General features: G+C 73.2%; 16 protein-coding genes, 2 tRNA genes and 1 pseudogene. 5 read left to right on the top strand and 14 right to left on the bottom strand.

The features are described 5' to 3' along the window. The first annotated feature begins 83 nt into the window (after nt 1-83). Nucleotides 84-2,300, top strand: a complete 2,217-nt coding sequence (locus B056_RS0124670) for an RNA degradosome polyphosphate kinase (RefSeq protein ID WP_018504526.1) — start codon at nt 84-86, stop codon at nt 2,298-2,300. 94 nt (nt 2,301-2,394) lie between these two features. Here the strand turns inward: B056_RS0124670 and B056_RS0124665 are convergent, their stop codons facing one another. From B056_RS0124665 to leuC, 3 genes are all read right to left on the bottom strand, one after another. Next, on the bottom strand, nt 2,395-2,679 hold the full coding sequence (locus B056_RS0124665; RefSeq protein WP_018504525.1) for an HU family DNA-binding protein: 285 nt from the start codon (nt 2,677-2,679) through the stop codon (nt 2,395-2,397). A gap of 540 nt (nt 2,680-3,219) precedes the next feature. Continuing rightward, complete coding sequence (leuD, locus tag B056_RS0124660) at nt 3,220-3,807, bottom strand: 3-isopropylmalate dehydratase small subunit (RefSeq protein WP_018504524.1); 588 nt, start codon at nt 3,805-3,807, stop codon at nt 3,220-3,222. A gap of 90 nt (nt 3,808-3,897) precedes the next feature. Next, nucleotides 3,898-5,295, bottom strand: a complete 1,398-nt coding sequence (leuC, locus tag B056_RS0124655) for a 3-isopropylmalate dehydratase large subunit (RefSeq protein ID WP_018504523.1) — start codon at nt 5,293-5,295, stop codon at nt 3,898-3,900. 103 nt (nt 5,296-5,398) lie between these two features. On the opposite strand from leuC, the gene B056_RS37855 reads away from it, so the two are divergent. Both B056_RS37855 and B056_RS41010 read left to right on the top strand, forming a co-directional pair. Next, on the top strand, nt 5,399-6,211 hold the full coding sequence (locus B056_RS37855) for an IclR family transcriptional regulator (protein WP_035752680.1): 813 nt from the start codon (nt 5,399-5,401) through the stop codon (nt 6,209-6,211). A 404-nt stretch (nt 6,212-6,615) separates the two neighbouring features. Beyond that, nucleotides 6,616-8,604, top strand: a pseudogene (locus tag B056_RS41010) (serine/threonine protein kinase); the annotation flags it as partial. Nucleotides 8,605-9,179: 575 nt separating this feature from the next. Here the strand turns inward: B056_RS41010 and B056_RS0124625 are convergent. Next, entirely contained in the window at nt 9,180-10,928 is a 1,749-nt protein-coding gene (locus B056_RS0124625; RefSeq protein ID WP_026240104.1) for a sensor histidine kinase, read from the bottom strand. A gap of 254 nt (nt 10,929-11,182) precedes the next feature. On the opposite strand from B056_RS0124625, the gene B056_RS44730 reads away from it, so the two are divergent. Further along, entirely contained in the window at nt 11,183-11,398 is a 216-nt protein-coding gene (locus tag B056_RS44730; protein ID WP_230203169.1) for a hypothetical protein, read from the top strand. 504 nt (nt 11,399-11,902) lie between these two features. Here the strand turns inward: B056_RS44730 and B056_RS0124615 are convergent. From B056_RS0124615 to B056_RS0124605, 3 genes are all read right to left on the bottom strand, one after another. Then, nucleotides 11,903-11,975 (bottom strand) — tRNA-Glu (locus B056_RS0124615). A gap of 58 nt (nt 11,976-12,033) precedes the next feature. Further along, a tRNA-Gln gene (locus tag B056_RS0124610) sits at nt 12,034-12,105 on the bottom strand. 209 nt (nt 12,106-12,314) lie between these two features. Next, a complete protein-coding gene (locus B056_RS0124605) occupies nt 12,315-13,091 on the bottom strand; it encodes a fumarylacetoacetate hydrolase family protein (protein ID WP_026240102.1) in 777 nt (258 codons plus the stop codon). A gap of 249 nt (nt 13,092-13,340) precedes the next feature. On the opposite strand from B056_RS0124605, the gene B056_RS0124600 reads away from it, so the two are divergent. Then, the gene (locus tag B056_RS0124600; protein WP_018504514.1) at nt 13,341-13,607 is read left to right on the top strand and encodes a hypothetical protein; all 267 of its coding nucleotides are present in this window, start codon (nt 13,341-13,343) and stop codon (nt 13,605-13,607) included. On the opposite strand, the gene B056_RS0124595 is transcribed toward B056_RS0124600, so the two are convergent. The 7 genes from B056_RS0124595 to B056_RS0124565 all read right to left on the bottom strand — a co-directional run bounded on the left by B056_RS0124595 (nt 13,523) and on the right by B056_RS0124565 (nt 22,953). After that, a complete protein-coding gene (locus B056_RS0124595) occupies nt 13,523-14,452 on the bottom strand; it encodes a hypothetical protein (RefSeq protein ID WP_026240101.1) in 930 nt (309 codons plus the stop codon). The two genes, B056_RS0124600 and B056_RS0124595, sit on opposite strands and share 85 nt — an antisense overlap. A gap of 142 nt (nt 14,453-14,594) precedes the next feature. After that, nucleotides 14,595-16,967: a murein transglycosylase gene (locus B056_RS0124590; RefSeq protein WP_026240100.1), complete on the bottom strand. Its 2,373-nt coding sequence runs from the start codon at nt 16,965-16,967 to the stop codon at nt 14,595-14,597. Nucleotides 16,968-17,345: 378 nt separating this feature from the next. Next, the gene (gene cimA / locus B056_RS0124585; protein WP_035752677.1) at nt 17,346-19,019 is read right to left on the bottom strand and encodes a citramalate synthase; all 1,674 of its coding nucleotides are present in this window, start codon (nt 19,017-19,019) and stop codon (nt 17,346-17,348) included. A 177-nt stretch (nt 19,020-19,196) separates the two neighbouring features. Beyond that, nucleotides 19,197-19,874 (bottom strand): Crp/Fnr family transcriptional regulator, encoded by a 678-nt coding sequence (locus B056_RS0124580; RefSeq protein ID WP_020572688.1) that lies wholly within the window; start codon nt 19,872-19,874, stop codon nt 19,197-19,199. Nucleotides 19,875-19,991: 117 nt separating this feature from the next. Beyond that, a complete protein-coding gene (locus B056_RS0124575) occupies nt 19,992-20,378 on the bottom strand; it encodes a CBS domain-containing protein (protein WP_026240097.1) in 387 nt (128 codons plus the stop codon). 210 nt (nt 20,379-20,588) lie between these two features. Continuing rightward, nucleotides 20,589-21,512: a branched-chain-amino-acid transaminase gene (gene ilvE, locus B056_RS0124570; RefSeq protein ID WP_018504509.1), complete on the bottom strand. Its 924-nt coding sequence runs from the start codon at nt 21,510-21,512 to the stop codon at nt 20,589-20,591. A 406-nt stretch (nt 21,513-21,918) separates the two neighbouring features. Beyond that, nucleotides 21,919-22,953: a 3-isopropylmalate dehydrogenase gene (locus B056_RS0124565; protein WP_026240096.1), complete on the bottom strand. Its 1,035-nt coding sequence runs from the start codon at nt 22,951-22,953 to the stop codon at nt 21,919-21,921. Nucleotides 22,954-23,102: the final 149 nt, after the last annotated feature.

The following is a 23,102-nucleotide window of genomic DNA, read 5'->3' as shown; positions in this document are numbered from 1 at the left end:
GACACAACCAATCCTCATGATTACCTCACATCGTCGTACTTCGCGGCTGCCGCGTTCACCGAGTCCTGGCAGCATGGACAAGCATGAGCGAGCTGGTGGCGACCCGTCCGGATCAGCCGCAGCGGAAGGCCCGGAGCGCGCTGCTGGAGCCCCTCGAGGCGCCCCGCACGCCAGCCCCTTCGGACCTCCCGCCGGACCGTTACATCAACCGCGAGAAGTCCTGGCTCGATTTCAACTCCCGTGTCCTCGCGCTCGCCGAGGACGTCTCGACCCCATTGCTGGAACGGGCGAAGTTCCTGGCCATCTTCGCGAGCAATCTCGACGAGTTCTACATGGTGCGGGTGGCGGGCCTGATGCGCCGGCACGCCACCAGGCTGGCCGTCCGTTCGGCCGACGGGCTGACCGCCCGCGAGCAGCTCGACCTGATCAGCCGCACCACCGCCGAGCTCACCGCCCGCCACTCGCGCTGCTTCACCGACGAGGTCGCGCCCTCGCTCGCGCACGCCGGCATCACGATCCAGCTGTGGCACCAGCTCGACGAGCCGCAGCGGGAGCGGCTGCGGGACTACTTCCACGAGCAGATCTTCCCGGTCCTCACCCCGCTCGCCGTCGACCCGGCGCACCCGTTCCCCTACATCAGCGGCCTGTCGCTGAACCTGGCCGTGGCGGTGCGCGAGCCCGGGGGCGACACGCAGCGCTTCGCCCGGGTCAAGGTGCCGCAGAACGTCCCGCGGCTGATCCGGGTGGACATCGACGAGCCGGCCGGCGACCGGCCCGGCGCGGAGTCCGCGCCCCGGCCCATCCCGGACGACACCACCGCCTGCTTCGTCCCGCTCGAGGAGGTCATCGCCGCTCATCTCGGACAGCTCTTCCCCGGGATGGAGGTCGTCGACTCGCACCTGTTCCGGGTCACCCGCAACGCCGACCTGGAGGTCGAGGAGGACGAGGCGGAGGACCTGCTGCAGGCGCTGGAGCGCGAGCTGGCCCGGCGCCGGTTCGGCCCGGCGGTCCGCCTCGAGGTCGACGACGACATCGACGACGACCTGCTCAGCCTGCTGATGCGCGAGTTGGAGATCAGCGACCGTGAGGTCCACCGGGTCCACGGGCCGCTCGACATGTCGGTGCTCTGGGCCCTCTACGACCTCGACCGGCCGGAACTGAAGGACCCGCCGCGGGTGCCGATCACCCATCCGCGGCTGCTCACCGACGAGGGCGAGCCGCCGGACTTCTTCGGCGTGCTGCGCGAGGTGGACGTCCTCGTCCACCACCCGTACGACTCGTTCACGACCTCGGTGCAGCGGTTCATCGAGCAGGCCGCGGCCGACCCGAACGTCCTGGCGATCAAGCAGACGCTCTACCGGACCTCCGGCGACTCACCGATCGTCGACGCGCTCGTCGCCGCGGCCGAGGCCGGCAAGCAGGTCGTCGTCCTGGTGGAGATCAAGGCCCGGTTCGACGAGAGCGCGAACATCCGCTGGGCGCGCGAGCTGGAGCGCGCGGGCTGCCATGTCGTCTACGGGCTGATCGGGCTCAAGACCCACTGCAAGATCTGCCTCGTCGTCCGGCAGGAACGGGGTGGGCTGCGCCGCTACTGCCATGTCGGCACCGGCAACTACAACCCCAAGACCGCGCGGCTCTACGAGGACCTGGGCCTGCTCACCGCCGACCCGGACGTCGGCGCCGACCTGACCGACCTGTTCAACGTGCTGACCGGCTACAGCCGGCAGACCGAGTACCGCTCGCTGCTGGTCGCCCCGCAGCACATGCGGGACGGCATCATCCAGCGGATCGAGGCCGAGGCCGCGGCCGCCCGGGAGGGCCGCGAGTGCGGCATCCGGATCAAGGTCAACAGCCTGGTGGACGAGAAGATCATCGACGCGCTCTACCGGGCGTCCATCGACGGGGTGCCGGTGCACTGCCTGGTACGCGGCATCTGCGCGCTGCGGCCGGGGGTGCCGGGGCTGTCCGAGACGGTGCACGTCCGGTCGATCCTCGGGCGGTTCCTGGAGCACAGCCGGGTCCTGGAGTTCGCCTCGGTCGGCGAGTTCTGGATCGGCAGCGCCGACATGATGCACCGCAACCTGGACCGTCGGATCGAGGCACTGGTGCGGGTCCCGCACACCGAGCGGCAGGCCACGGTGCGAGGCATGCTCGACCACGCGTTCTCCGACCAGGTGGAGGCCTGGACCCTGGCCGCCGACGGCCGCTGGGAGCGGCGGACGACCTCGGCGGACGACGAGCGGCTCTCGGACTACCAGGCGGACCTGATGGCCCAGGCGTACGAGCGCGGCCGTCGCTAGCGCCACCGCGTCCGCCGCGGCCACGCCCCGGAGCGTCGTGGGTGTCCACGCTCGCTCCGGAGCGCGGCCGCGCGAGGGCACGGCCGTCAGCCGCTCAGTCGCTGCTGGCCGAGACGCTGGCCTTGAACTCCGAGCCGGGCCGGAACTTCGGCACCACGGACGCGGCGACGTGCACGGGCTCGCCGGTCGCGGGGTTGCGGCCGGTGCGCGCGGCGCGCTCCACCCGCTCGAACACACCGAACCCGGTGATCGTGACCTTCTCGCCGCCGGCCACGGCCTCCTGGATCGCGTCGAACACCGCGTCGACCGCCTTGGTGGCGTTCGCCCGCCCACCCTCGATCTGCTGGGCGATGCGGTCAACCAACTGGGACTTGTTCACAACAACCTCCGGACGCCCCCGCACGGTGCGGGGTGGGGAGCAGATCGGGCATCACACTGCGCTGCACCGTAGGCATCTCCACTGTCGAGGGCAATTCCCATGAGCGTGTCGCGTCACACAAACCCGCACGTCAGCGGGTTCGCGCCGGGTGGCTACAGGTTGCGCACTGTCCTCCGAGCCCGCCACATCCTGCAGCTTGCTCACCTTAAGTAACTTTTTGCGGGGGCGAATTCAAGCCGAAAGTCACGAATTGGTAGCCGGCAGACGCCGACCCGAGAAGGCCCTCACAGCAACACACCACGGAACTACCCCGTGCGGATGTGAGATCACCCTCAGCGTTGCGACGGACACCGGGCGGCGGACCGGTCGGGGGTGCGCGGACCACCCACCACCTGGGGCGCCGCAAGGGGTCGGAACGTGATCAACGCAACATCCGCGAGGGCGGCCCCGGAGCCCGTCGGTGGGCTGGAAATCCCGGGCCGAGCGGGGACGTCCCAGCTCGGCCCGGGGAGAATCCTCAGGTGACGCGGCCCGCCGGGCTCAGGCCGTGGTCGGCAGCCAGCCGGGCCGGCTGGTCTCGAACACGGTGATGTCCTGCTCGTGGCGCAGCGTCAGGCCGACGTCGTCCAGGCCCTCCATCAGCCGCCAGCGGGTGAAGTCGTCGAGCTCGAAGCCCGCGACCCGACCGGCGCCGCGGACCTCCCGGGCCACCAGGTCGACGGTGATCTCCGTGGTCGGGTCGGCCTCCACCGCCGCGGTCAGCGCCTCGACCGTGTCGGCCGGCAGCACCACCGGGAGCAGGCCGTTGCCCAGCGCGTTGCCGCGGAAGATGTCGGCGAAGCGGGGCGAGAGCACCGCGCGGAAGCCGTAGTCCTGCAACGCCCAGACCGCGTGCTCCCGGGACGAGCCGGTGCCGAAGTCCGGGCCGGCGAGCAGGATCGACGCACCGGCGTGGGCCGGGTCGTTCAGCACGAACGACGGGTCCGTCCGCCATTCGGAGAACAGCCCGGCGCCGAAGCCCGTCCGCTCGATGCGCTTGAGCCATTCGCTCGGGATGATCTGGTCGGTGTCGACGTCGCTGCGCCGCAGCGGCACCGCCCGACCGGTGTGGATGGTGAACGCCTCCATGACGGCACGTTCCCTTCGAGTCCGGTGGAGAGAGGGTTTCAGGGGCTGCGGAGCCAGAGGCTGCGGAGCCGGGGGCTACAGGGGCGGGAGCTACAGGTCGGCGGGCGCCGTGAGGCGGCCGGTCACCGCGGTGGCGGCGGCGACCGCCGGTGAGACGAGGTGGGTCCGCCCGCCGGGCCCCTGCCGGCCCTCGAAGTTGCGGTTGGACGTCGACGCGCTGCGCTCCCCCGGCCGCAGGGTGTCCGGGTTCATGCCCAGGCACATCGAGCAGCCGGCGCTGCGCCAGTCGGCGCCCGCGGCGCGGAACACCTCGTCGAGGCCCTCCGCCTCCGCCTCCGCCTTGACCGCCATCGAGCCGGGGACGATCAGGACCCGCAGGCCGTCCGCCACCTGGCGCCCGCGCAGCACGTCGGCGGCGGCACGCAGGTCGGAGATCCGGCCGTTGGTGCAGGAGCCGATGAAGACGGTGTCCACCGTGACGTCGGTCAGCGGGGTGCCCGGCACGAGGTCCATGTAGGCCAGGGCGCGCTCCACCGAGCCGCGCGCGGCCGGGTCGGCGTAGGCGGCCGGGTCCGGCACGGGCGAGCTCAGCGGTGCCGCCTGGCCCGGGTTGGTCCCCCAGGTGACGTACGGGCTCAGGCTGGGCGCGTCGATGACGACCTCGTGGTCGAACGTGGCGTCGGGATCGGTGGCCAGGGTCCGCCAGTACTCGACCGCGGCATCCCAGTCGGCCCCGGTCGGGGCGTTGGGACGTCCCTTCAGGTACTCGAACGTGGTCTCGTCCGGGGCGATCATCCCGGCGCGCGCACCCGCCTCGATCGACATGTTGCAGACCGTCATCCGGCCTTCCATGGACAGCCCACGGACGGCGTCGCCGCGGTACTCGATGACGTAGCCGGCGCCGCCGCCCGTGCCGATCCTGGCGATCACGGCGAGGATCAGGTCCTTCGCGGTGACCCCGGCGGGCAGCTCGCCCTGGACGGTGACCGCCATCGTCTTCGGGCGGCGCTGCGGCAGTGTCTGGGTGGCCAGCACGTGCTCGACCTGGCTGGTGCCGATGCCGAAGGCGAGCGCGCCGAAGGCGCCGTGCGTCGAGGTGTGGCTGTCGCCGCAGACGATCGTCATGCCCGGCTCGGACAGGCCGAGCTGCGGGCCGACCACGTGGACGATGCCCTGCCCCGGGTCGTTCATCGGGAACAGGCGGACCCCGAAGTCGGCGCAGTTCTTGCGCAGCGCCTCGACCTGCGCCCGCGAGACCGGGTCGGCGATCGGCACCAGCGTGTCGCTCGTCGGGACGTTGTGGTCCTCGGTCGCCAACGTCAGGTCGGGACGACGGACCGGGCGCCCGGCGAGCCGCAGCGCCTCGAACGCCTGCGGCGAGGTGACCTCGTGGACGAGGTGCAGATCGATGTAGAGCAGGTCGGGCTCTCCGTCCGCACGGCGGACGACGTGCGCGTCCCAGACCTTCTCCGCGAGTGTGCGCCCCATTGGCCCCACTCCCTCTCTCGCGTGGGCGGGGCCCACGCTGCTCGGGCTTCGTGGCTCGGATTTCGTGCGTGCATCCCATAAGTTGAGATGGCAGTATCAAACTATGGAACATAGTAGCGGCGTCGGGGTGCTGGACAAGGCCGCCCTGGTGCTGAGCGCCGTCGAGCACGGGCCGGCCGGGCTCGCCGACCTGGTCGCCCGCACCGGCCTGACCAGAGCGACGGCCCATCGGCTCGCGCTGGCCCTGGAGACCCACCGCCTGCTCGCCCGCGACGGCGACGGCCGGTTCGTGCCCGGCCCACGGCTGGCCGCCGCCGGCCCGGCGACCCTGCCGTGGGAGATGCTCGACGCGGCCGGCCGGGTACTCACCGCCCTGCGCGACGCCACCGGCGAGAGCACCCAGCTCTACGTCCGACGCGGGCCGGTCCGGGTCTGCGTCGCCGCCTCCGAGCGGTCCACCGGGCTGCGCGACACCGTGCCCGTCGGCGCGGCCCTGCCGATGACCGCGGGCTCCGGCGCGCAGGTCCTGCTCGCCTTCGGCGACGCAGCCGAGCCCGAGCTGCTGGCACGCGCGGCGTTCGCGGCGGACATCCTGACGAAGGTGCGCCGGCGTGGCTGGGCGGAGAGTCTCGGCGAGCGCGAGCCGGGCCTGGCCTCGGTGTCGGCCCCGGTGTACGACGCGGCCGGCGTGGTCGCCGCGGTGTCGCTGTCCGGCCCGGTCGAACGGCTGACCCGGTCACCGGGCCGGCGGCACGGTACCGCGGTGGTCGCCGCGGCCCGGGAGCTGTCCGGCCCGCGGGCCCCGGCGGGCGCGGACCGAATCCCCACCCCTGAATCGGGAATCGTGTCCCAGGTCACGACGAATGCGGCGAGAACCCCACCGGGCGCGACGAAAACCACCGCCGCTCCACCGTGAACGCCTATATCCGATGTCCGGAAACACAATGCTCCCGCACCAACCCGCCCCGCCGGCACCCCGACGCATCCAGGGAGAGCCCGGCATCGTAGCCTCTGGTGTTGTCAACAGAGCAGGATCGACGTACTGAGCAGCTTCTGCGCACAAGCGGCGCGGTTTCTGCGCACATGCAGTGATGACGCAGTCCGGTCAGCCCGCCAGCCCGTGGGACGCCGACCGGACAGGGGGGCGTCGGTCGCTGTGCGTCGATCCGGTGGCCCGGGCGGACTTTACGTCAACGGGCTCTCGCCACTGGTGGGCGAGAGGGTTCACCGGAGTCCTCAGGCTTCCGCAGCCCCCGCCGCGGCAGCGTCACAGGCTCGCGTCGTCCGCTCCCGGACGGCACACAAAGGGGGAAAGGCGCAGTGCGCAAACTGGGTGCACGGTACGTCCTGCACGAATTGCTCGGGCAGGGAACGGCCGGCCAGGTCTGGCGCGGGGCCCACGTCCCCGACGGAGAGCCCGTCGCCATCAAGGTACTTCGGCCGGAGCTCGCTCACGACCCCGAGATCGTCGACCGGTTCCTGCGTGAGTGGGACCTGCTCGTCGAACTCGACAGCCCTGACCTGGTGCGGGTTCGTGACCTGATCAGAGAGCCCGACACGCCCCTGGCGATCGTGATGGACCTCGTCGAGGGCATCGATCTCCGGGCCCACCTCGACCAGAGCGGGCCGCGGCCGGTGACCGAGGCGGTCAACCTCGTCGTCGGGCTCCTCTGGGCGCTGGACAGCGTGCACGCGGCCGGGATCATCCACCGTGACGTCAAGCCCGAGAACGTCCTCATCGACACCTCGGACCCCCGTCGCCCCTACGTACGGCTGACCGACTTCGGCGTGGCGCGGATGGTGCACACCCCCACCCGGGCCTCGCTGACCGGGCCGATCGGCACCCCGCTCTACATGGCGCCGGAGCTGACGACCGACGCCCCGCCGACGCCGTCCGTCGACATCTACGCCGCCGGGGTCGTCCTCTACGAGCTCATCGCCGGCAGTCCGCCGTTCGACGAGGCGCACCCGGCCGACATGGTGCGGGCGCACCGCGAGGACCAGCCGCTGCCCATCCAGGGCGTCCCGCCGGCCCTCTGGGACGTCCTGTCCGCGATGCTCGCGAAGTCGCCGCGCCAGCGGCCCCCCTCCGCCGCGGACGCCGCGGAGGACCTGATCGAGGCGCTCGGGAACGACCGCGACCGCGACGACCCGGACTTCGACTCCGACGACCAGCTGGACCTCGACAACCGCCGACCGGAGGACCGCCGTTCCGACGAGCGGGACCGCGGGTTCGACGACCGGTCGACGGATCAGCGTGGGCGCGAGTCCGGCCGTGGTCGAGGGGACGGCCGCGGCGCCGTCCCCGACCCCCGTCGCGACGCGGCCGGGAACCGGGAAGCCGCCTTCGACGCGGCCCAGACCCGGATCGGCAACGCCGCCGACTGGGCGGACGACGAGCGTGGCCGCCAGCCGGCCACCGCCGGCCGCCGCCTCGCCGGCGCCGGCGCCGCGATCGCGGCGACCAGCGTCGCGGGCGCGGGCGTCGGTGGCCCGGCCGGCGACTGGAACGACGCCGAACACACCCAGATCGCCGGCATGCCGCCCGTCCGTCCGGACTGGAACGACGCCGAACACACCCAGATCGCCGGGATGCCCCCCGTCCGCGCCGACTGGAGCGACGACGACACCGGTGGCCGGCCGGCGGTCCGCGTCCCGGCCCGGTCCACGGGCTCGGCGTCCGACCGCAACACGGTGATCTCCGCGATTCCGGCGAACAAGCAGCCGGCCCCGGGCAGCTCCGGCTCGTCGGGCGGACCGGGTGGGCGCACCGCCGCCGACCGTCGCCGGCGCAGCCGCATAGCGGCCGGAGCCGGCCTGGTGGTCGCGCTGGTCGCCGGCGCGGGTGGCTGGGCCCTGGCCGCCGCCGGCGACAGTGAGGGCACGCTGACGGCGGACAACGGCGCCCAGGTCATCACCGACCCGTCGGTGACCGCCACACTGCCCGGCGGCGCCCCGATGCCCGCGGGGATGGACCCGGCCACGATCCCCACCAGCACCGCCGCGGGCGCGAGCCCCCGCCCGGGCACCACCCCGAGCCCCGGCCAGAGCGTGGCCCCCGGGGCCACCCCCACCCAGCCCGGCCAGACCTCGGCCCCGCCCGCCACCGCCACGGCCACGGCCACCCCCAAGGACGGCACCGTCCCCAACGTGGAGGGCCAGAGCCAGGCGGCGGCGACCAACACCCTGTCGGGCAAGGGCTTCACCAACGTGGCGACCACCGAGGTCTGTCAGAAGGGCAAGAACGGCGGCACCGTGATCGACCAGGCCCCGAACGCGGGCAGCGTCGTCCCGGTCACCACGAAGGTGACCCTCACGGTGCAGGCGACGAACTGTGTCGAGGTCCCCGCCGTGGCCGGCCAGAGCCTCGCCGCCGCCCGCGGCACGCTGACCGGCGTCGGCCTGGGTGTCCTGGACGGCAACGGCGGCTGCCAGTACGGCGCCGGAGCCAACGCCGCGCGCACGACCCCCGCCGCCGGCTCCCTGATGCACAAGGGCGACAGCGTCTGGCTGGAGCCGACCTGCAAGGACGCCCCCGCGCCCCCGCCGGCCAGACCCCCGCCGCCCCACCCCCGACCCGCGCGGCCGCCTAGCGCGGCCCTCACTCCGACCGGGGCACGCGACCCCGGTCCGGTGCCACCGACGGAAGGCCCGAGCGTCACCCACGCTCGGGCCTTCCCCTGTAACCACCCGTCTCCCACCCGCAGCCCCTCCCCCCGCGGCCGGAGGCTGGGAGACGGTGGATGGGCACGGCTTCGTCCGGCCAGGTCACCCGGCGGGACCAGTTCGCAGATCACCCGGCAGGGCCGGTTCGCGGGTCACCCGGCGGGGCCGGGCGACGTCGTTTCGCCCGTCGCGCCTCTGGGTCGTTTCGCGCCTCTGGGTCAGGGCGTCCAGTCCGCGGGCAGGGATGACGACGAGGACCTCGAACCCCAGGTCCGAGCGGACGACGCGGGCCGGGACGCGGCGTGCGGGGGCATCGCCGAGCGCGGTGCCGGGGCGGGGCGGGGGAAGTTGGCCGGCTCGGGGATCGGCGCGGGCGCGACCGCGCTGTGCCCGGGCGCGGCGGGGCCGCCCCGCGGCCCGAGCAGCGCCCCGGAGCCGGCGGGCAGCGCCGGCGGGTCGGGGAGGTCCGACCGGTTGCGCATGCTGCGCGGCAGCGGCATCGGCACCGGCATCGGAGCCGGCTCGGCCGTACCGGCGGCGGTCGCCGTCGGGGAGGCCGCCCACAGATCGACCTCGACGATGATCTCGCCGTTCTCGGAGGACATCCGCAGCCGGCCGCCGTGCACCTCCACCAGCCGCCGCACCACGTAGAGCCCCATGCCGGCGCCGTCGGTCTGCCGGGTCGCCGTTCCGTCCCGCTGGGTGAACGGTTCGAAGAGCTGGCGGATGGTCGCCGGATCGAGGTCCGGCCCCGGGTTGCGGACCCGCAGGACCACCTCGTCGCCGACCCGGCCCGCGATGAGCCGCACCGGCGCGCCCGGCCAGGAGTGCACCAGCGCGTTGTCCACCAGGTTCGCCACGACCTGGTGCAGGGCCTGGCGGGCCATCCGGACCGGGAGCTGGGGCGGCAGGTCGACCGTCACGCTGCTGCCGGCGTAGTTCAGGCTCGCGATCACCTCACGCACGACCTCGGGCAGGTCGGCGGCGGTGGTGTCGTCGGTGCCGGTGGCCGTGGCGGCCGTCAGCATGTTCTCCAGCAGTCTGGACAGGCGATCCGAGTAGGTGACGGCCGAGTCGAGCATGTCGTCGAGCTGGGCGTCGGAGAGGCGGTCCCGACGGCGCCTGATCGTGAGCAGGGTGCCCCGGATGCCCGTCAGCGGCGTCCGGAACTCGTGCGAGACCGTGGCGACGAGGTCGCTGCGGATGCGGTCGGTCTCCTCCAGCCGGGCCATGAGGCTCTGCTCGCCCTCGTAGAGCTGCTGGCGGTAGTTCTCCACCCGCCGCCGGGCCTGCTCGTTGTAGTGCCAGAAGACCATCTGCGCGCCGGCCAGCGCGAAGATGAAGCCCGCGTGGAGCCCCGCCAGCAGCAGGGCGTTGTCCATCCGCGCGGCGGCCTCGTCGGTGATGATGTCGCCGATCGCGAGGCTGGCGAGGAAGACGAAGGCGATGGCCAGCAGGTAGACGGTCCAGTCCTCGTAGAGCGCGATGAGCGCGACCACCACGAAGAAGTGGAAGTACATCGGGGTCAGGCCGTCGGAGAGGTGCACGAGGACGACCGAGCAGCACAGCAGGCCGAGGCTCGCGGCCAGCGCGCGCACCCGCCGCATGCCGGGGGCCAGCGCGGCCGCGAACAGCAGCGCCGACGGGCTCGCCGCCAGCACCCCGTGCGGGAGGCTGTGGTCGCGCCACAGCGCGTACCCGACGATGGCCGGCAGGTGCAGGGCCAGAACCCAGCACATCAGCGCGTGGCGGGCGGCCCAGTCCTCGGTCGGCAGGCCGCGACCGCGGGGGAACCACGCGACGGGACCGCGCAGCGCGGCGTCGGCGGTCACCGCGGACAGGCCGGCATCCGCCGCGGGTGACCGGGACGGCCGAGACTTCTCGAGCCGCCGGGCGGCGCGCCCGACGTGAGCGCTGCCGTGACGGCGGCGCGCCCGCTCGGGCATGGAGGGGCTGGCGGAGGACATCCGAGCAAGTTTCTCCCGTTCCGGCCCTGGAGCACCATGGCTGTCAAGGGTGGTGTCGTATGACGACTATGCCCAGCTTTGACTAGGCCATCTGTACCACCTGGTAACGGGCTCAAAGAAGCATGGCGCGGATACCGCGATTCCCGACAGGCTGTGGTCCGCGAGGTGGCCCCAGGACGGCCACCCGCGGAGGAGGACTCGTGCCCCCAGTGGCCCTGACTACCGCGACCGCCCCCGTCCGCATTACCCAGGCGGTGCCACAGCCTGCGGAGACCTTCGCTGACGGCTGTGCCCCGGCCTCGCGCGCCACCCGTCCCGTGCTGCGTCTGGTCGGTCTGGAGCCGGTCGGCGCGGCCGAGGTCCCCGAGGAGGTCGTCCACGGCTGGGGCGGCCCGAGCACGTGCAGCTGCCGCCCCTGCGCCATGGCCCGCCACCCCGCGGCCATGCCCCGCCTGCGCGTCGTTGACTAGTCCTTCGCCCGCCACCGACCCCACCCGCTGACGCCGGCCCGACGAGCCGAGGTCCACCGGCACGCCCGCCAGCACCGGCCCGCCACCGACACCGCTGGCACGCCGACACCGCTGGCGCCCCGGCACCACCGGCACGCCCCGCATGCTCCCGCCCGCGCTCCGCTCCGCCCCAGCGCTCGTCCCCGCCTCATCCCGCGCAGCACGCCACCCGCGCCCCGGCTCACCCGGATGGCCACGCCATCCGGCTCAGGCCGCGTGGACCGTGGCTGGGCAGTCATCGATGAGGTGCGACCAGCCGGTGGAGTCGTCACACCGACGTGACAGGGCGGAGGGCACCGTGCTCCCCCGGCTACGGGGCTCCCCCGACTTCGAAAGCGCACGCCCGTCAACGCTCACCCGCCGGACCCGACCCAGGCCGGAGCAGGAGGCGAGTTGGACGGGCTGAATCAATGAAAACGCAAAAGCGCCAACCCAGGAGGATTGGCGCTGCGATTATTCGTAACGTAGCCCCGACCGGATTCGAACCGGCGCTACCGCCTTGAGAGGGCGGCGTCCTGGGCCGCTAGACGACGGGGCCAAGACTGTCTGTGTTTGTGACTCTTGCAATATACAGCATCGCGGTGCATCTGGTGCAGCTGGGGTACCAGGACTCGAACCTAGACTAACAGAGCCAGAATCTGTTGGGCTGCCAATTACCCCATACCCCATGGGGCCCTTGCGGGCGATGCCTACTGTACCCCATCGGCGGCCCCGGTCCACACGGGGGTGCGCGCAGGGCGAGTCGCCCCGTCCGCCCCGATCGCCCCCCACTCCCAAACCCCACAACCCCCTCCCCCTCGCCTCGACCCGGCCGACAGCCGGAGCTGTGGGCCGGGCCGCCGCGGGCTGGCGGGGGTTGTGGGGTTGTGGGCTGGTGTCAGCGGGTGGTCACCGGGTTTGTCAGGGTTCCGATGCCGTCCACCGTGACGGCCACGGTCTGGCCGGCGCGCATCGGGCCGACTCCGGCCGGGGTGCCGGTGAGCAGGACGTCTCCCGGGAGCAGCGTCATCGCCCGGGACATGAACGCCACCAGCGCCGGAACGTCGTGCAGAAGCAGTTTGGTCCGCGAGTCCTGGCGGACCTCGCCGTCCAGCGTCGTCCGGATGACCCGGTCGGACGGGTCGAGGTCCGTCTCGATCCAGGGGCCGATCGGGCAGAACGTGTCGTGGCCCTTGGCGCGGGTCCACTGGCCGTCCGTCGTCTGCTGGTCGCGCGCGGTCACGTCGTTCGCGCAGGTGTAGCCGAGAACGACGGACAACGCCCGTTCGACCGGCACGTCACGGCAGAGCCGGCCGATGACGACGGCCAGTTCGCCCTCGTAGTCGACCCGCTCGCTGTCCGGCGGCAGCACGATCGGGTCCCCGGGGCCGGCCACACTCGTCGACGGCTTCAGGAACAGCACGGGGCTGGCCGGGGCCTCGCCGCCCATCTCCCGGGCGTGGTCGGCGTAGTTCTTCCCGATACAGAGAATCTTGCTGGGCAGGACGGGAGCCAGCAGGCGTACCTCCGCCAGCGGTTGCCGCGCCCCGGTGAAGGTGAAGGGCGCGAACGGATGCGGTGTGATCCCGGCAACAATGGCGGTTCCGTCCGCCACGGAGCCTTCCACCACTCCGAATGCCGGCTCGGACCCGTCGGTGTACCTCGCTATGCGCACTCCGCGACCGTACCGACCGAACGCGGCGATCGGTGCGTCCGGATCCGGGCCGGGTCCCGGCACACGGCGGCGTCCGGCCGCACTGTGGTCCGAACCGCCCGGCCGTTCGGCCGCCCGGCCGCCGGATCCGGTTCACCGGGACGACGAAGAGAAGCCGAGAATCAGGCAGGATTGCCGGAAACGGGTCGACGCCCCGGTCGGGACACGGCGTGACCCAGCACGACCCGCCAGCGACCTGGAAGGAGAACGGTGACCGAGATCGACTCGACCCCCGTCTACGACGTCGGCGCACCCGAGCCCAAGCCGATCGACGAGGAGCTCAGCGTCAAGCTGGGCCACCTCGCGGAGGACGCCATCCTCCGCGGTAAGCCGAACGGCGATGAGCGCTGCGACAACTGCCTGTACTACCTGGACACCGACAAGGACATCACCTACTGCTGGCACCCGAAGCTGCGGATCCTCGTCGGCGGCGACTGGTGGTGCCAGTGGTGGGAGGAGATCCCGGAGGAGGACTGAGACGCGGGGAGCGTCCCCGTCCGGTGAACTGATGTCGTGCCGGCGGCCCCGAGTGCCGCTGGCGCGGCCCTTTCCCGCCCGCCCCGGTCCGGGGTGGGCGCGACGCCGTCCCGTCCGCCCTGGGGCGGATCGGCGCACGGCGCGGGCAGGTGCGGCCACGGCGAGCGCAGGACGTCGGTGCCGGACACCGTGACCAGCGCACGCGCCTCGTCGAGGAGCTCGGCCACCTCCGGATCCGGATCACCGCGATCGGCGGCGTGGGTCAGCTCCTCGGACTCGTGGTAGGCGACCTCGACCAGCGCCCCGCCCGCGGTGGCCGCCGACAGCAGGCCCAGCAGGTCGGGGCGGCCGTCGGGCAGCCGGTCGGCGAGGCGGCGCCGCAGCGCCCACAGCGCGCTCCGGTCGACGGTCCGCCCCCAGGTGACGCGGACGTAGCGCGCCGCGTTCAACGCCTGCCCGGGGTGGCGTCCCGCCTCCGTGGCCCCGGGCTCCGGGGCCACCTCCCCGACGGCCATCTCCCCGACGACCTGGACGCACGGGTGGTCGACGACCACGGCGGGGCACAGCCATCGCCCCAGCCGCCGCCACCGCGTGCCGTGCGGGGTGCCGTGCGGGACTGCTCGCGCGGTGTCGCCGGGCAGGAGTAACAGGCCGACGAACAGGCCGTCCCCGGCCATTCCAGCGGTCACGCCGAACCGGTCGGCGCGGCTCCCGCCACCAGGCCCGAGACCCTCGGCACCCCCGACAACACCGGCGGCCTCGGCGGCCTCGGCGGCCCATCCACGCAGCTCGGCGCGCAGCGCGCGCTCGTCCACGACACGGCCTCGGATCGTCCGCAGAAGCATCGTCGCCCTCCCCCATGCCGGACGACGTTACGGGGGCACGCGCGCCCCGACCACCGCACCGGTCACTCCAAGCGACCAGGCGGGGGCGGGGTGGAGGTGCCGGGACGCTGTGGCGGGCTGGCCGCCACAGCGTCCCGGTCAGTCAGGTCCCGGGCGCCAGCGGGACGACGTCGAACGGCAGCGGGACGTCGTCGCCCGTGGCCGGTGCGGGGGTTCCGCCCACGGGCGGGGTGCTCGCCGGCGGGTCCAGCTGGGACTGCAGGGCTTCGGCGACGTCACCGAGACCCGTGGCCGCGTCGGCGGCGATCTCCCCGATCCGGATGGCCGCGGCGAGGCGGTCGAGGAACCGGACGAGCTCCACGGAGGCCTGCAGGCCGCCGTCGCCGCCCGGCAGGCTGACGAGCAGATCCGCCGCGGCCGTCTGGGTGATCCGTCCGGTGTCCCGGTAGGTCTCCAGCCGCCGGCGGAGGCTGGCCAGCGTGGACGGCGCGCCGGCGAAGTCCACCGGATCGACGTTGCCGACCTGTGCGGTGGCCTGCGCCGGCTGGCAGTCCTGGCCGGACGGCTGGATCCGGACCCGCACGTCGAAGGGGCCGCGGCCGGTGGCCCGCCCGATCGCCAGCCCGTCGAGCCGGCCCAGCGGCACGACGCCGTCGCCGCCGGGCAGCGCCCGCGCGCTCACCCCGGTCGCCACCGTCGCGCCGGTCCGGTCCAGCAGGGTGAGCTCGATGGTCACCGTCCGCTCGGCGGTGCCACCCACCCGGGCGCGGACCTCCAGCGACTCGTATTCCGATTCGGTCACGACGTCCCCTCCGACGCCGCCCGCGCCGATCGAGGCCTGGTCGATCACGGGTGCCACGCACGGGCCGTCGGACGAACCCGGCAGCGGGACGAGGGTGGTGACCTGGAAGGGCTGGTCGGTCGCCAGTGCCTCGGTGGCCGGGTCGCCGCCGTCGCCCCCGGTCGCGCCGTCGCCCGCCGCGCCGGTCGGCACGGTGCCCAGACTGCCGACGACGGTCGGTCCGACGGCGTACCAGGCCGCCCAGCCGAGCACGGAGCGGATGTAGGCCTCGGAGGGGTTGTAGGAGCGCACCGCGGCGAGCACGTTCTCGGGTATGCGCAGGTCACCCCCGGCCTGGCAGAGCCGATCGGCCGCGGTCAGGGCGGCGTCGTCGAAGTCGTTGGGGTCCGCGCGGCCGTCGCCGTCGGCGTCGCGCCCGATCCAGCGCCACATGGACGGTGTGAACTGCATGGGACCGACCGCCCGGTCCCAGACGGTGTCACCGTCGAGCCAGCCGTCGTCGGTGTCACGGATGCGGAACATTCCGGGCGAGCCGTCGAGGCGCGGGCCGACGACGGTGGGGGTGACCCGGCCGTCGCCGGCCGTTCGCGCGCCCTGCCCGTGGCCCGACTCGATCGCGCCGATGCCGGCGAGGACCGACCAGTGCAGGTAGCAACCCGGATACTCGGCGACGGCCCGGTCGGCCGCGCCGGTGTACGCGGCCAGGGCCCGGGCCGGGATGGTCGACGCCTCCTCGCTGGAGCCGGGCGGGGTCGCGAGCGGCTCGTTGCGGACGGTGCCGTCGGCAGCGCCGTCACCGCCGGCACCGCTGCCCGACGAACCCACGGACGTGGTGCCGGTCGACGGCGTGGTGGAGGCGGCGGAGGCGTCGGCACCGGATCCGGCCGACCGGCTCGCGACCGGCGCGGCGGCGAGGCCGGCTCGCACCGGCAGGCGGACCTGCCCGGAGGCGCCCACGACACCGGCGAGATCGTCCACGGTCGCGCTCCCGAAGGCGGCGCCACCCTCGGGAAGCAGCTCCGTCTGGTCCACCCGCCCGTTGACAGGGCCGGTGAGTTTCGCGGCGACGGCCTCGGACGACGGCCCGGCCACCGCGGTGACGGCGAGCGTGAGGGCTGTCGCCGCGAGCGCGATCTTCGGCAACGCCCAGGCCCCGTTCGCGGACGCCCTCCGGTCCCGCCCCTGGCTCCGGCTTCCGGTCCGGCTCCGCGTGGTGCGTGACCGGTTTCCACCCGCCGGCCAGGCACCGGGTGCGGGGCGCCGGCCCAGCCGTACCCGACGGCCGGCGGCGGTCCCGCCCCGGCGGGCCGCGGCCCGCTCGGCGGAGGACGGCCGACCGTAGAGAACGTCCTGCTCGGGGTCATCGCCCCCCGGTGCCGGCGTGGCCCCGGGAGAACTGTCGTCCGACGCCTGGTCCTCGCCACGCGCCGGAACCTCGACGGGCGCTGGAACCTGGGCGGGCACCGGAACCTCGACGGGTGCCGGAAGCTGGGCGGGCACCGGAACCTCGACGGGTGCCGGAAGCTGGGCGGGTGCTGGAAGCTCGATGCGCGCGGTGGCCTCTGCGCGCCCCGCGGTGGAACGACGACGGCCGCCCGCGCGGCGACGGCGCCCGGACGGCGGGTCGACCCACACGATGTCCGGTACTCCGGGCGACGAGCGGTGCGAGCCGCCCCGGCGTCCGCCCACACCACCGGTGGAACGGCGGCTCATCGCCGACCTCCCCGAAAGCGGCCACGCCCTGTCGGGCGCTCAACCGCCGGGCACCGCGACACGGCCGTCCCCTCTCCTCGGCCGCAGCAGCCGAGATCGCCCATCACCGTCGCCCCCGGGGAGCCCCCGAACCCGCCCGCCGCCATCTGCGGCGGATGCCCGGGATGCCCGAAAGCGTCGCGGCCAGCGTAACGGGCACCAAAGGATGGCCGGGCGGCGTTGGCGTCAACCGGGAATTCTTTGACAGGACAGGCCCGAAACGCATGGGCCGTGTTGGCCGTGTAGATCGACCGGTGATGAAGAGGCGGCGCCGTGGGCTCGGTCGGGGGCGTCCCCCGACTGGGACCAGTCGGGGGACGCCCCCGACCGGTCCGACCGTCAGACGGCGTCCGGGTCGGGGCGCTCGCCCTGGCGGCGCAGGCCGTAGGTGACGGCGTCCTGCAGCGCCACCCAGGAGGCGGCGATGATGTTCTCGTCGACGCCGATGGTGTCCCAGCGGCCGCGGCCGTCGCTGGTCTCCACCAGGACGCGGGTGACCGCGCCAGTGCCCTGCCGGCCGTCGAGGATGCGGACCTTGTAGTCGACCAGGTCGAGGTCGGCCAGGCCCGGGTAGGCCTTCTCCAGCGCCTTGCGCAGGGCGGTGTCGAGCGCGTTGACGGGCCCGTTGCCCTCCGCCGTCGACACGTGCCGCTCACCGTGGGAGGTGAGCTTCACCGTGGCCTCGCTGACGACCTCGTCACCGGAGCGCTGCTCGACGATGACCCGCCAGGACTCCAGGGTGAAGAACCGCTCCCGGCCCGAGACCTCGTCCAGCAGCATGAGCTCGAAGGATGCCTCGGCGGCCTCGTAGGCGTAGCCCGCGGCCTCCCGGTCCTTGACCATCTCCAGCACCCGGCCGAGCGCCTCGCGCTCCCCGGAGAGGTCCAGGCCGAGCTCGCGGCCCTTGAGCTCGAGGGTCGCGCGGCCGGCCAGCTCGGAGACGAGCATCCGCATGTCGTTGCCGACGGCGGCCGGGTCGATGTGCTGGTACATGTCGGGGTCGATCTTGACGGCGCTGGCGTGCAGGCCCGCCTTGTGCGCGAAGGCGCTGGCGCCGACGTAGGGCCGGTGCGTGCTCGGGGTCGAGTTGGTGACCTCGTCGATGGCGTGCGAGACCCGCACGAGCTCACGCAGCCGCCCGGCCGGCAGCACCTGGCGGCCCAGCTTGGTCTCCAGGCCGGCGACGACGCTGAACAGGTTGGCGTTGCCGCAGCGCTCGCCGTAGCCGTTGGCGGTCCCCTGGACGTGGGTGGCCCCGGCCTCGATCGCCACCAGGCTGTTCGCGACTGCGCAGGCGGCGTCGTCGTGGGTGTGGATACCCAGGCGCGCTCCGGTGCTGGCGAGCGTGGCCGCCACGACGTCACCGATCCGGGTCGGCAGCATGCCGCCGTTGGTGTCACACAGCACGATCACCTCGGCGCCGGCCTCGGCGGCGGTGCGCACCATCTCCAGCGCGTAGGCCTCGTCTGCGCGGTGGCCGTCGAAGAAGTGCTCGGCGTCGACGAAGACCCGCTTGCCCTCGTTCGTCAGGTGCCGGACGGTGTCCCGGATCATCGCGAGGTTCTCGGCGGGGGTGGTCCGCAGCGCGCGCTCGACGTGCCGGCGGTCGGCCTTGGCGACCAGGCAGACCACGGAGGTGCCGGCGTCGCGCAGCGCGGCGACCTGGGAGTCGTCGGCGACGGCCTTGCTGGCCCGCCGGGTGGACCCGAACGCGGTCAGCAGCGCGCCGTTGAGGTCGAGCTCGGTACGGGCCCGCCGGAAGAACTCGGCGTCCTTCGGATTCGAGCCGGGCCAGCCGCCCTCGATGAAGCCGACACCCAGGTCGTCGAGGTGCCGGGCGACCGCCAGCTTGTCGGCGACCGACAGCGACAGGCCTTCCTGCTGGGTGCCGTCGCGCAGCGTGGTGTCGTAGATGTGCAGCGACTCCCGGTCGAACGGGAGCCCTTCGACAGCGCCGAGCGGAGCTGAACCGAGCGGGGCCGAACCGGACGGAGCTGGGGTGTCGTGAACCACGATGGACCTCTCGCTGGAACCGTGTCTGGCCGTCACGCGCCCGGTCTGCCTGGTCAGTGACCGGAGCGCGCGACGGGGACGGGTTCGCCGCCAGCGTCCCACCTTACGATGTAACACACTGGACACGTGGCAAGTGTGGCGAGTGCCATGCGCGCCCGCCGTGAAGTCACCGTGGAGTCAGTCGCCCGCGAACCGGTGGAGGCGGTCGACCTGCATGATCGTGATCGTCTGGCCTTCGGACAGGATCCACGCCCGCCGCTCGAACTCGCGCAGCGCCTGGTTGACCGACTGGCGTGAGCCGCCGAGCAGCGACGCGATCTCGGTCTGGGTCAGGCCCAGCTCGATGACCGGCCGACCGGCCTCACGCATCCGCATCAGCAACAGCTTCGCGACCCGGCGCGGCAGGTCGAGGAAGACCAGGTCCGCGTTCGCCCCGGTGAGGCGGCGCACATGCGCCACCAGCGCGCGGATGAGCTGCTCGGCGACCGCCGGGCGCTCCCGGACGAGCTCCCACACGGCGCTGCGCTCGAGCACCAGGGCGGTGCTCGGCTCCAGCGCCTCGACGCTCGCGGACCTCGTGCCGGCCTCGACGATGTTGAGCTCGCCCAGCGTCTCCCGCGGGCCGGCGATGTTGAGCACGTGGTCGCGCCCGTCGTCGGCCTTGGTGAGGATCTTGAGTCGCCCGGACGCGACGACGAGGAGGGTGTCGGCCGGCTCCCCCTCGGTGAAAACGACCTGGCCCCGGCGGAAGCGCCGGGTCACGGACCGGCTGGCCAGCCGCAGCAGGTCCTCCTCGTCGAGCTCCTTCAGCAGCGTGGTCGCCCGCAGCAGCGTGACCGCCTCAGTGTCGTGCATGCCGTGAACGTAGCGCCGCCCGGCGGTCTCGTGTGCCGCAGATCCCGGAGCCGACACGTTCACCGCAAAACCGTGACCAAATAGTCACGACTGGTCATATCCGCCACTCCCGACACGTCAGGCCGACACCCGCTGCCGACTCCAGCAGCGCACCACGTCACGCATCGAGAGGACACCCTCGACCTCGGCTCCGGTGGTGACCACGAGGTGCCGGAACCCGCCGCGCAACATCACCGCGGCGGCCTCGTCGAGTGACCAGTCGGGAGCGGCGACCACCACGTCCCGGGTGAGATGGTCACCCACCACCTCGACGTCCGGATCCTGGTCGGCCGCGATCGCCCGCAGGACGTCGCGTTCGGTGAGGATCCCGAACCCCTGGCCGTCGCCGTCGAGCACGACGGCGGCGCCCACGTGCCGGGCGGCCATCAGCCGGGCCGCCTGGCGCAGGGTGTGCCCGGGCCCGACGACGAGGACCAGCGCGCTCATGCCCTCCGAGACGCTCAGGCCCACGGCGGCGCCCAGGCCCGCCGGACCACTCATTTCCCCCGAGACCCGCGTGCCCTCCGAAACCCGCATGACGTCCTCCCGAACTCCGACTCCGGACGCTTGTGCACTCGTGAAACGACTACAGGAGACGGTAGGCGTCCAAGGTCGGGTTGGCCAGGGCACACGCGGCGGCGTGGTCACGATGTCGGCCCGCCGCCGGCCGGGAGGTCAGCGGACGAGCTCGTTCCAGTCCTTGTAGCGGTCGACCTCGCCGTGGGTGGCCTGGTGGAAGAGGTCGAGGATCTCCCGGGTGACCGGGCCGGGCCGGCCCGCGCCGATCCGCCGGTCGTCCACCTCGGAGATGGGAACGATCTCGGCGGCGGTGCCGGTGAAGAACGCCTCGTCGGCGAGGTAGAGGTCGGTGCGCACGATGTGCTGCTCGCGCACCTCGTAACCCTGGTCCGCGGCGATCTGCATGACGGAGGCGCGGGTGATGCCGCCGAGCGGGCCGTCGCTGAGCGGCGGGGTGATGACCTGCCGGCCGGAGACGATGAAGACGTTCTCCCCGGAGCCGTCCGCGATGTGGCCGTTCGGGCTGGTCATGATGGCCTCGTCGTAACCGGCCTTGATCGCGGCGACCTTGGCCAGCGAGGAGTTGAGGTACTGGCCGGACGCCTTCGCGGCCGGCGGGATGATGTTCGAGTCGTTGCGGCGCCAGGTCGAGATGGTCGCCCGGGCCCCGTTGCGCTCGGCGTCCTCGCCCAGGTAGGAGCCCCAGGGCCAGACCGCGATCATGACCTCGATCGAGGACGGGAGCGGATTGAGGCCCATCTCGCCGTACCCGAGGTAGATCAGCGGCCGGATGTAGCACTCCTCGACGTCGTTGACCGCGATGGTCTCCTTCGTCGCCTGGACGAGCTCCTCCGGCGTGAAGGTCGGCTCCATCAGGTAGATCTTCGCGCTGCGGTACAGGCGGGCGATGTGGTCGGTCAGCCGGAAGACCGCGCTGCCCTCGGGCGTCGAGTAGGCGCGGATGCCCTCGAACACGCCCCAGCCGTAGTGCAGGGTCGGGTTGAGCACGTGGATGCGGGCGTCGTCCCAGTCGACGAACTCGCCGCTCATCCAGATCTTCGAGGTGGGCGTGATGGCCATGATGACTCCAGGACGGGCTGCGTCAGGGGGACGTGCGGGCTGGCGGGCGCCGCGGTACGCGAACGCTGCTTCGACCGGCGGGCCGGCGTGCCGGCACGATGTCACTGACCGACGCCGTGACGGACGGTCAGAAACGAACGGTCAGAGAGGACGAAACCGCCGATCGTCGCCGTGGTCGGGCCCTGTCGGCTGCCGTCGTACCGGATCTACGGCTTCACCGAAGAATAGCCGCCGGATGACCGGACGGGAAACGGACGACGAATCGGCGGGCCGCACCGCGGCGCCCTCCCCGGCTCGCCGGCCGCGCGGTGATTCCCGCCCGCGCGGCCAACCGGACCGGCGTCCCGGTCGGGCACGCCGGACCGGGACGCCGGAGTGGAGCCGGGCGGCAGTGGGGCCGGGCGGCTCAGCCGGCCGCGCGGGCGGCCAGGTCGTCGCCGATCTCGCGGGTGGAGCGGCGGGCACCGCCGGCGCCGGCCGCGGCGCGGGCGGCCAGCGAGGCGGCCACCGCGCCCTCCACCCGGGCCGCCTCGTCGGCGTGGCCGAGGTGGTCCAGCAGCATCGCGACCGAGGAGACCGTCGCGGTCGGGTCCGCCAGGCCCTGGCCGGCGATGTCGGGGGCGCTGCCGTGGACCGGCTCGAACATGCTCGGGTTCGCGCCCGAGGGGTCGAGGTTCCCACTGGCGGCGAGCCCGATGCCACCGGTGATCGCGGCACCGATGTCGGTCAGGATGTCACCGAACATGTTGTCGGTGACCACGACGTCGAACCGGGCGGGGTCGGTCACGAAGAACATCGAGGCGGCGTCCACGTGCTGGTAGTCGACGCTCACGCCGGGGAACTCGGCGCCGACCTCGGTGAAGGTGCGAACCCACAGGTCACCCGACTTGGTCAGCACGTTGTTCTTGTGCACCAGGGTGAGGTGGGCGCGGGGCCGCCGGCTCGCCCGCGCGAAGGCGTCGCGCACCACCCGCTCGACCCCGAACCGCGTGTTCAGGCTCTCCTCGGTGGCCACCTCCTGCGGCGTCCCGCGCCGCAGGGTGCCGCCGGCGCCGGCGTAGGGGCCCTCCGTCCCCTCCCGCACCACGATCATGTCGATGGCGGGGTCACCGGCGAGCGGTGAGGTCACTCCGGGGTACAGCCGGACCGGCCGCAGGTTGACGTGGTGGTCCAGCTCGAACCGCAGCCGCAGCAGCAGCCCACGCTCCAGGACGCCGCTGGGCACCCCGGGGTCGCCGACGGCGCCCAGCAGGATCGCGTCGTGCCCGCGCAGCTCCGCCAGGACACTGTCGGGCAGGGTCTCGCCGGTCTCGTGCCAGCGCCGCGCGCCCAGGTCGTAGTCGGTGGTCTCCACCTTGGGATGCACGGCACGCAGCACGCGCAGCCCCTCCGCGACCACTTCCGGGCCGATTCCGTCGCCACCAATGACCGCAAGCCTCATGGTGCTCGACTTTAGTCCGCTCGGCGTGGACGCCCGGCGCACCCGCCCCGGGCGCTACCAGGCCGGACGCCCGCTCGCGCCCGCCGGGCCCGCCACACCCACCGGCCTCGTCGCGATCGCCCGGCCTCGTCGCGCCGGGGCCGCCGCCG

Origin of the sequence: Parafrankia discariae (assembly GCF_000373365.1) — a bacterium.
In the GTDB taxonomy this organism is placed as follows: domain Bacteria; phylum Actinomycetota; class Actinomycetes; order Frankiales; family Frankiaceae; genus Parafrankia; species Parafrankia discariae.
The sequence above is the reverse complement of the archived record's forward strand: the minus strand, read 5'-3'. Positions and strand labels throughout refer to the sequence as shown.

Bases quoted from the DNA above. Each gene is read 5' to 3' on its own strand.
- B056_RS0124670 (WP_018504526.1), top strand. From the start codon at position 84: ATGAGCGAGCTGGTGGCGACCCGTCCGGATCAGCCGCAGCGGAAGGCC.
- leuD (WP_018504524.1), bottom strand. From the start codon at position 3,807: ATGGAGGCGTTCACCATCCACACCGGTCGGGCGGTGCCGCTGCGGCGC.
- leuC (WP_018504523.1), bottom strand. From the start codon at position 5,295: ATGGGGCGCACACTCGCGGAGAAGGTCTGGGACGCGCACGTCGTCCGC.
- B056_RS37855 (WP_035752680.1), top strand. From the start codon at position 5,399: ATGGAACATAGTAGCGGCGTCGGGGTGCTGGACAAGGCCGCCCTGGTG.
- B056_RS0124625 (WP_026240104.1), bottom strand. From the start codon at position 10,928: ATGTCCTCCGCCAGCCCCTCCATGCCCGAGCGGGCGCGCCGCCGTCAC.
- B056_RS0124595 (WP_026240101.1), bottom strand. From the start codon at position 14,452: ATGCTTCTGCGGACGATCCGAGGCCGTGTCGTGGACGAGCGCGCGCTG.
- B056_RS0124590 (WP_026240100.1), bottom strand. From the start codon at position 16,967: ATGAGCCGCCGTTCCACCGGTGGTGTGGGCGGACGCCGGGGCGGCTCG.
- B056_RS0124580 (WP_020572688.1), bottom strand. From the start codon at position 19,874: ATGCACGACACTGAGGCGGTCACGCTGCTGCGGGCGACCACGCTGCTG.
- ilvE (WP_018504509.1), bottom strand. From the start codon at position 21,512: ATGGCCATCACGCCCACCTCGAAGATCTGGATGAGCGGCGAGTTCGTC.
- B056_RS0124565 (WP_026240096.1), bottom strand. From the start codon at position 22,953: ATGAGGCTTGCGGTCATTGGTGGCGACGGAATCGGCCCGGAAGTGGTC.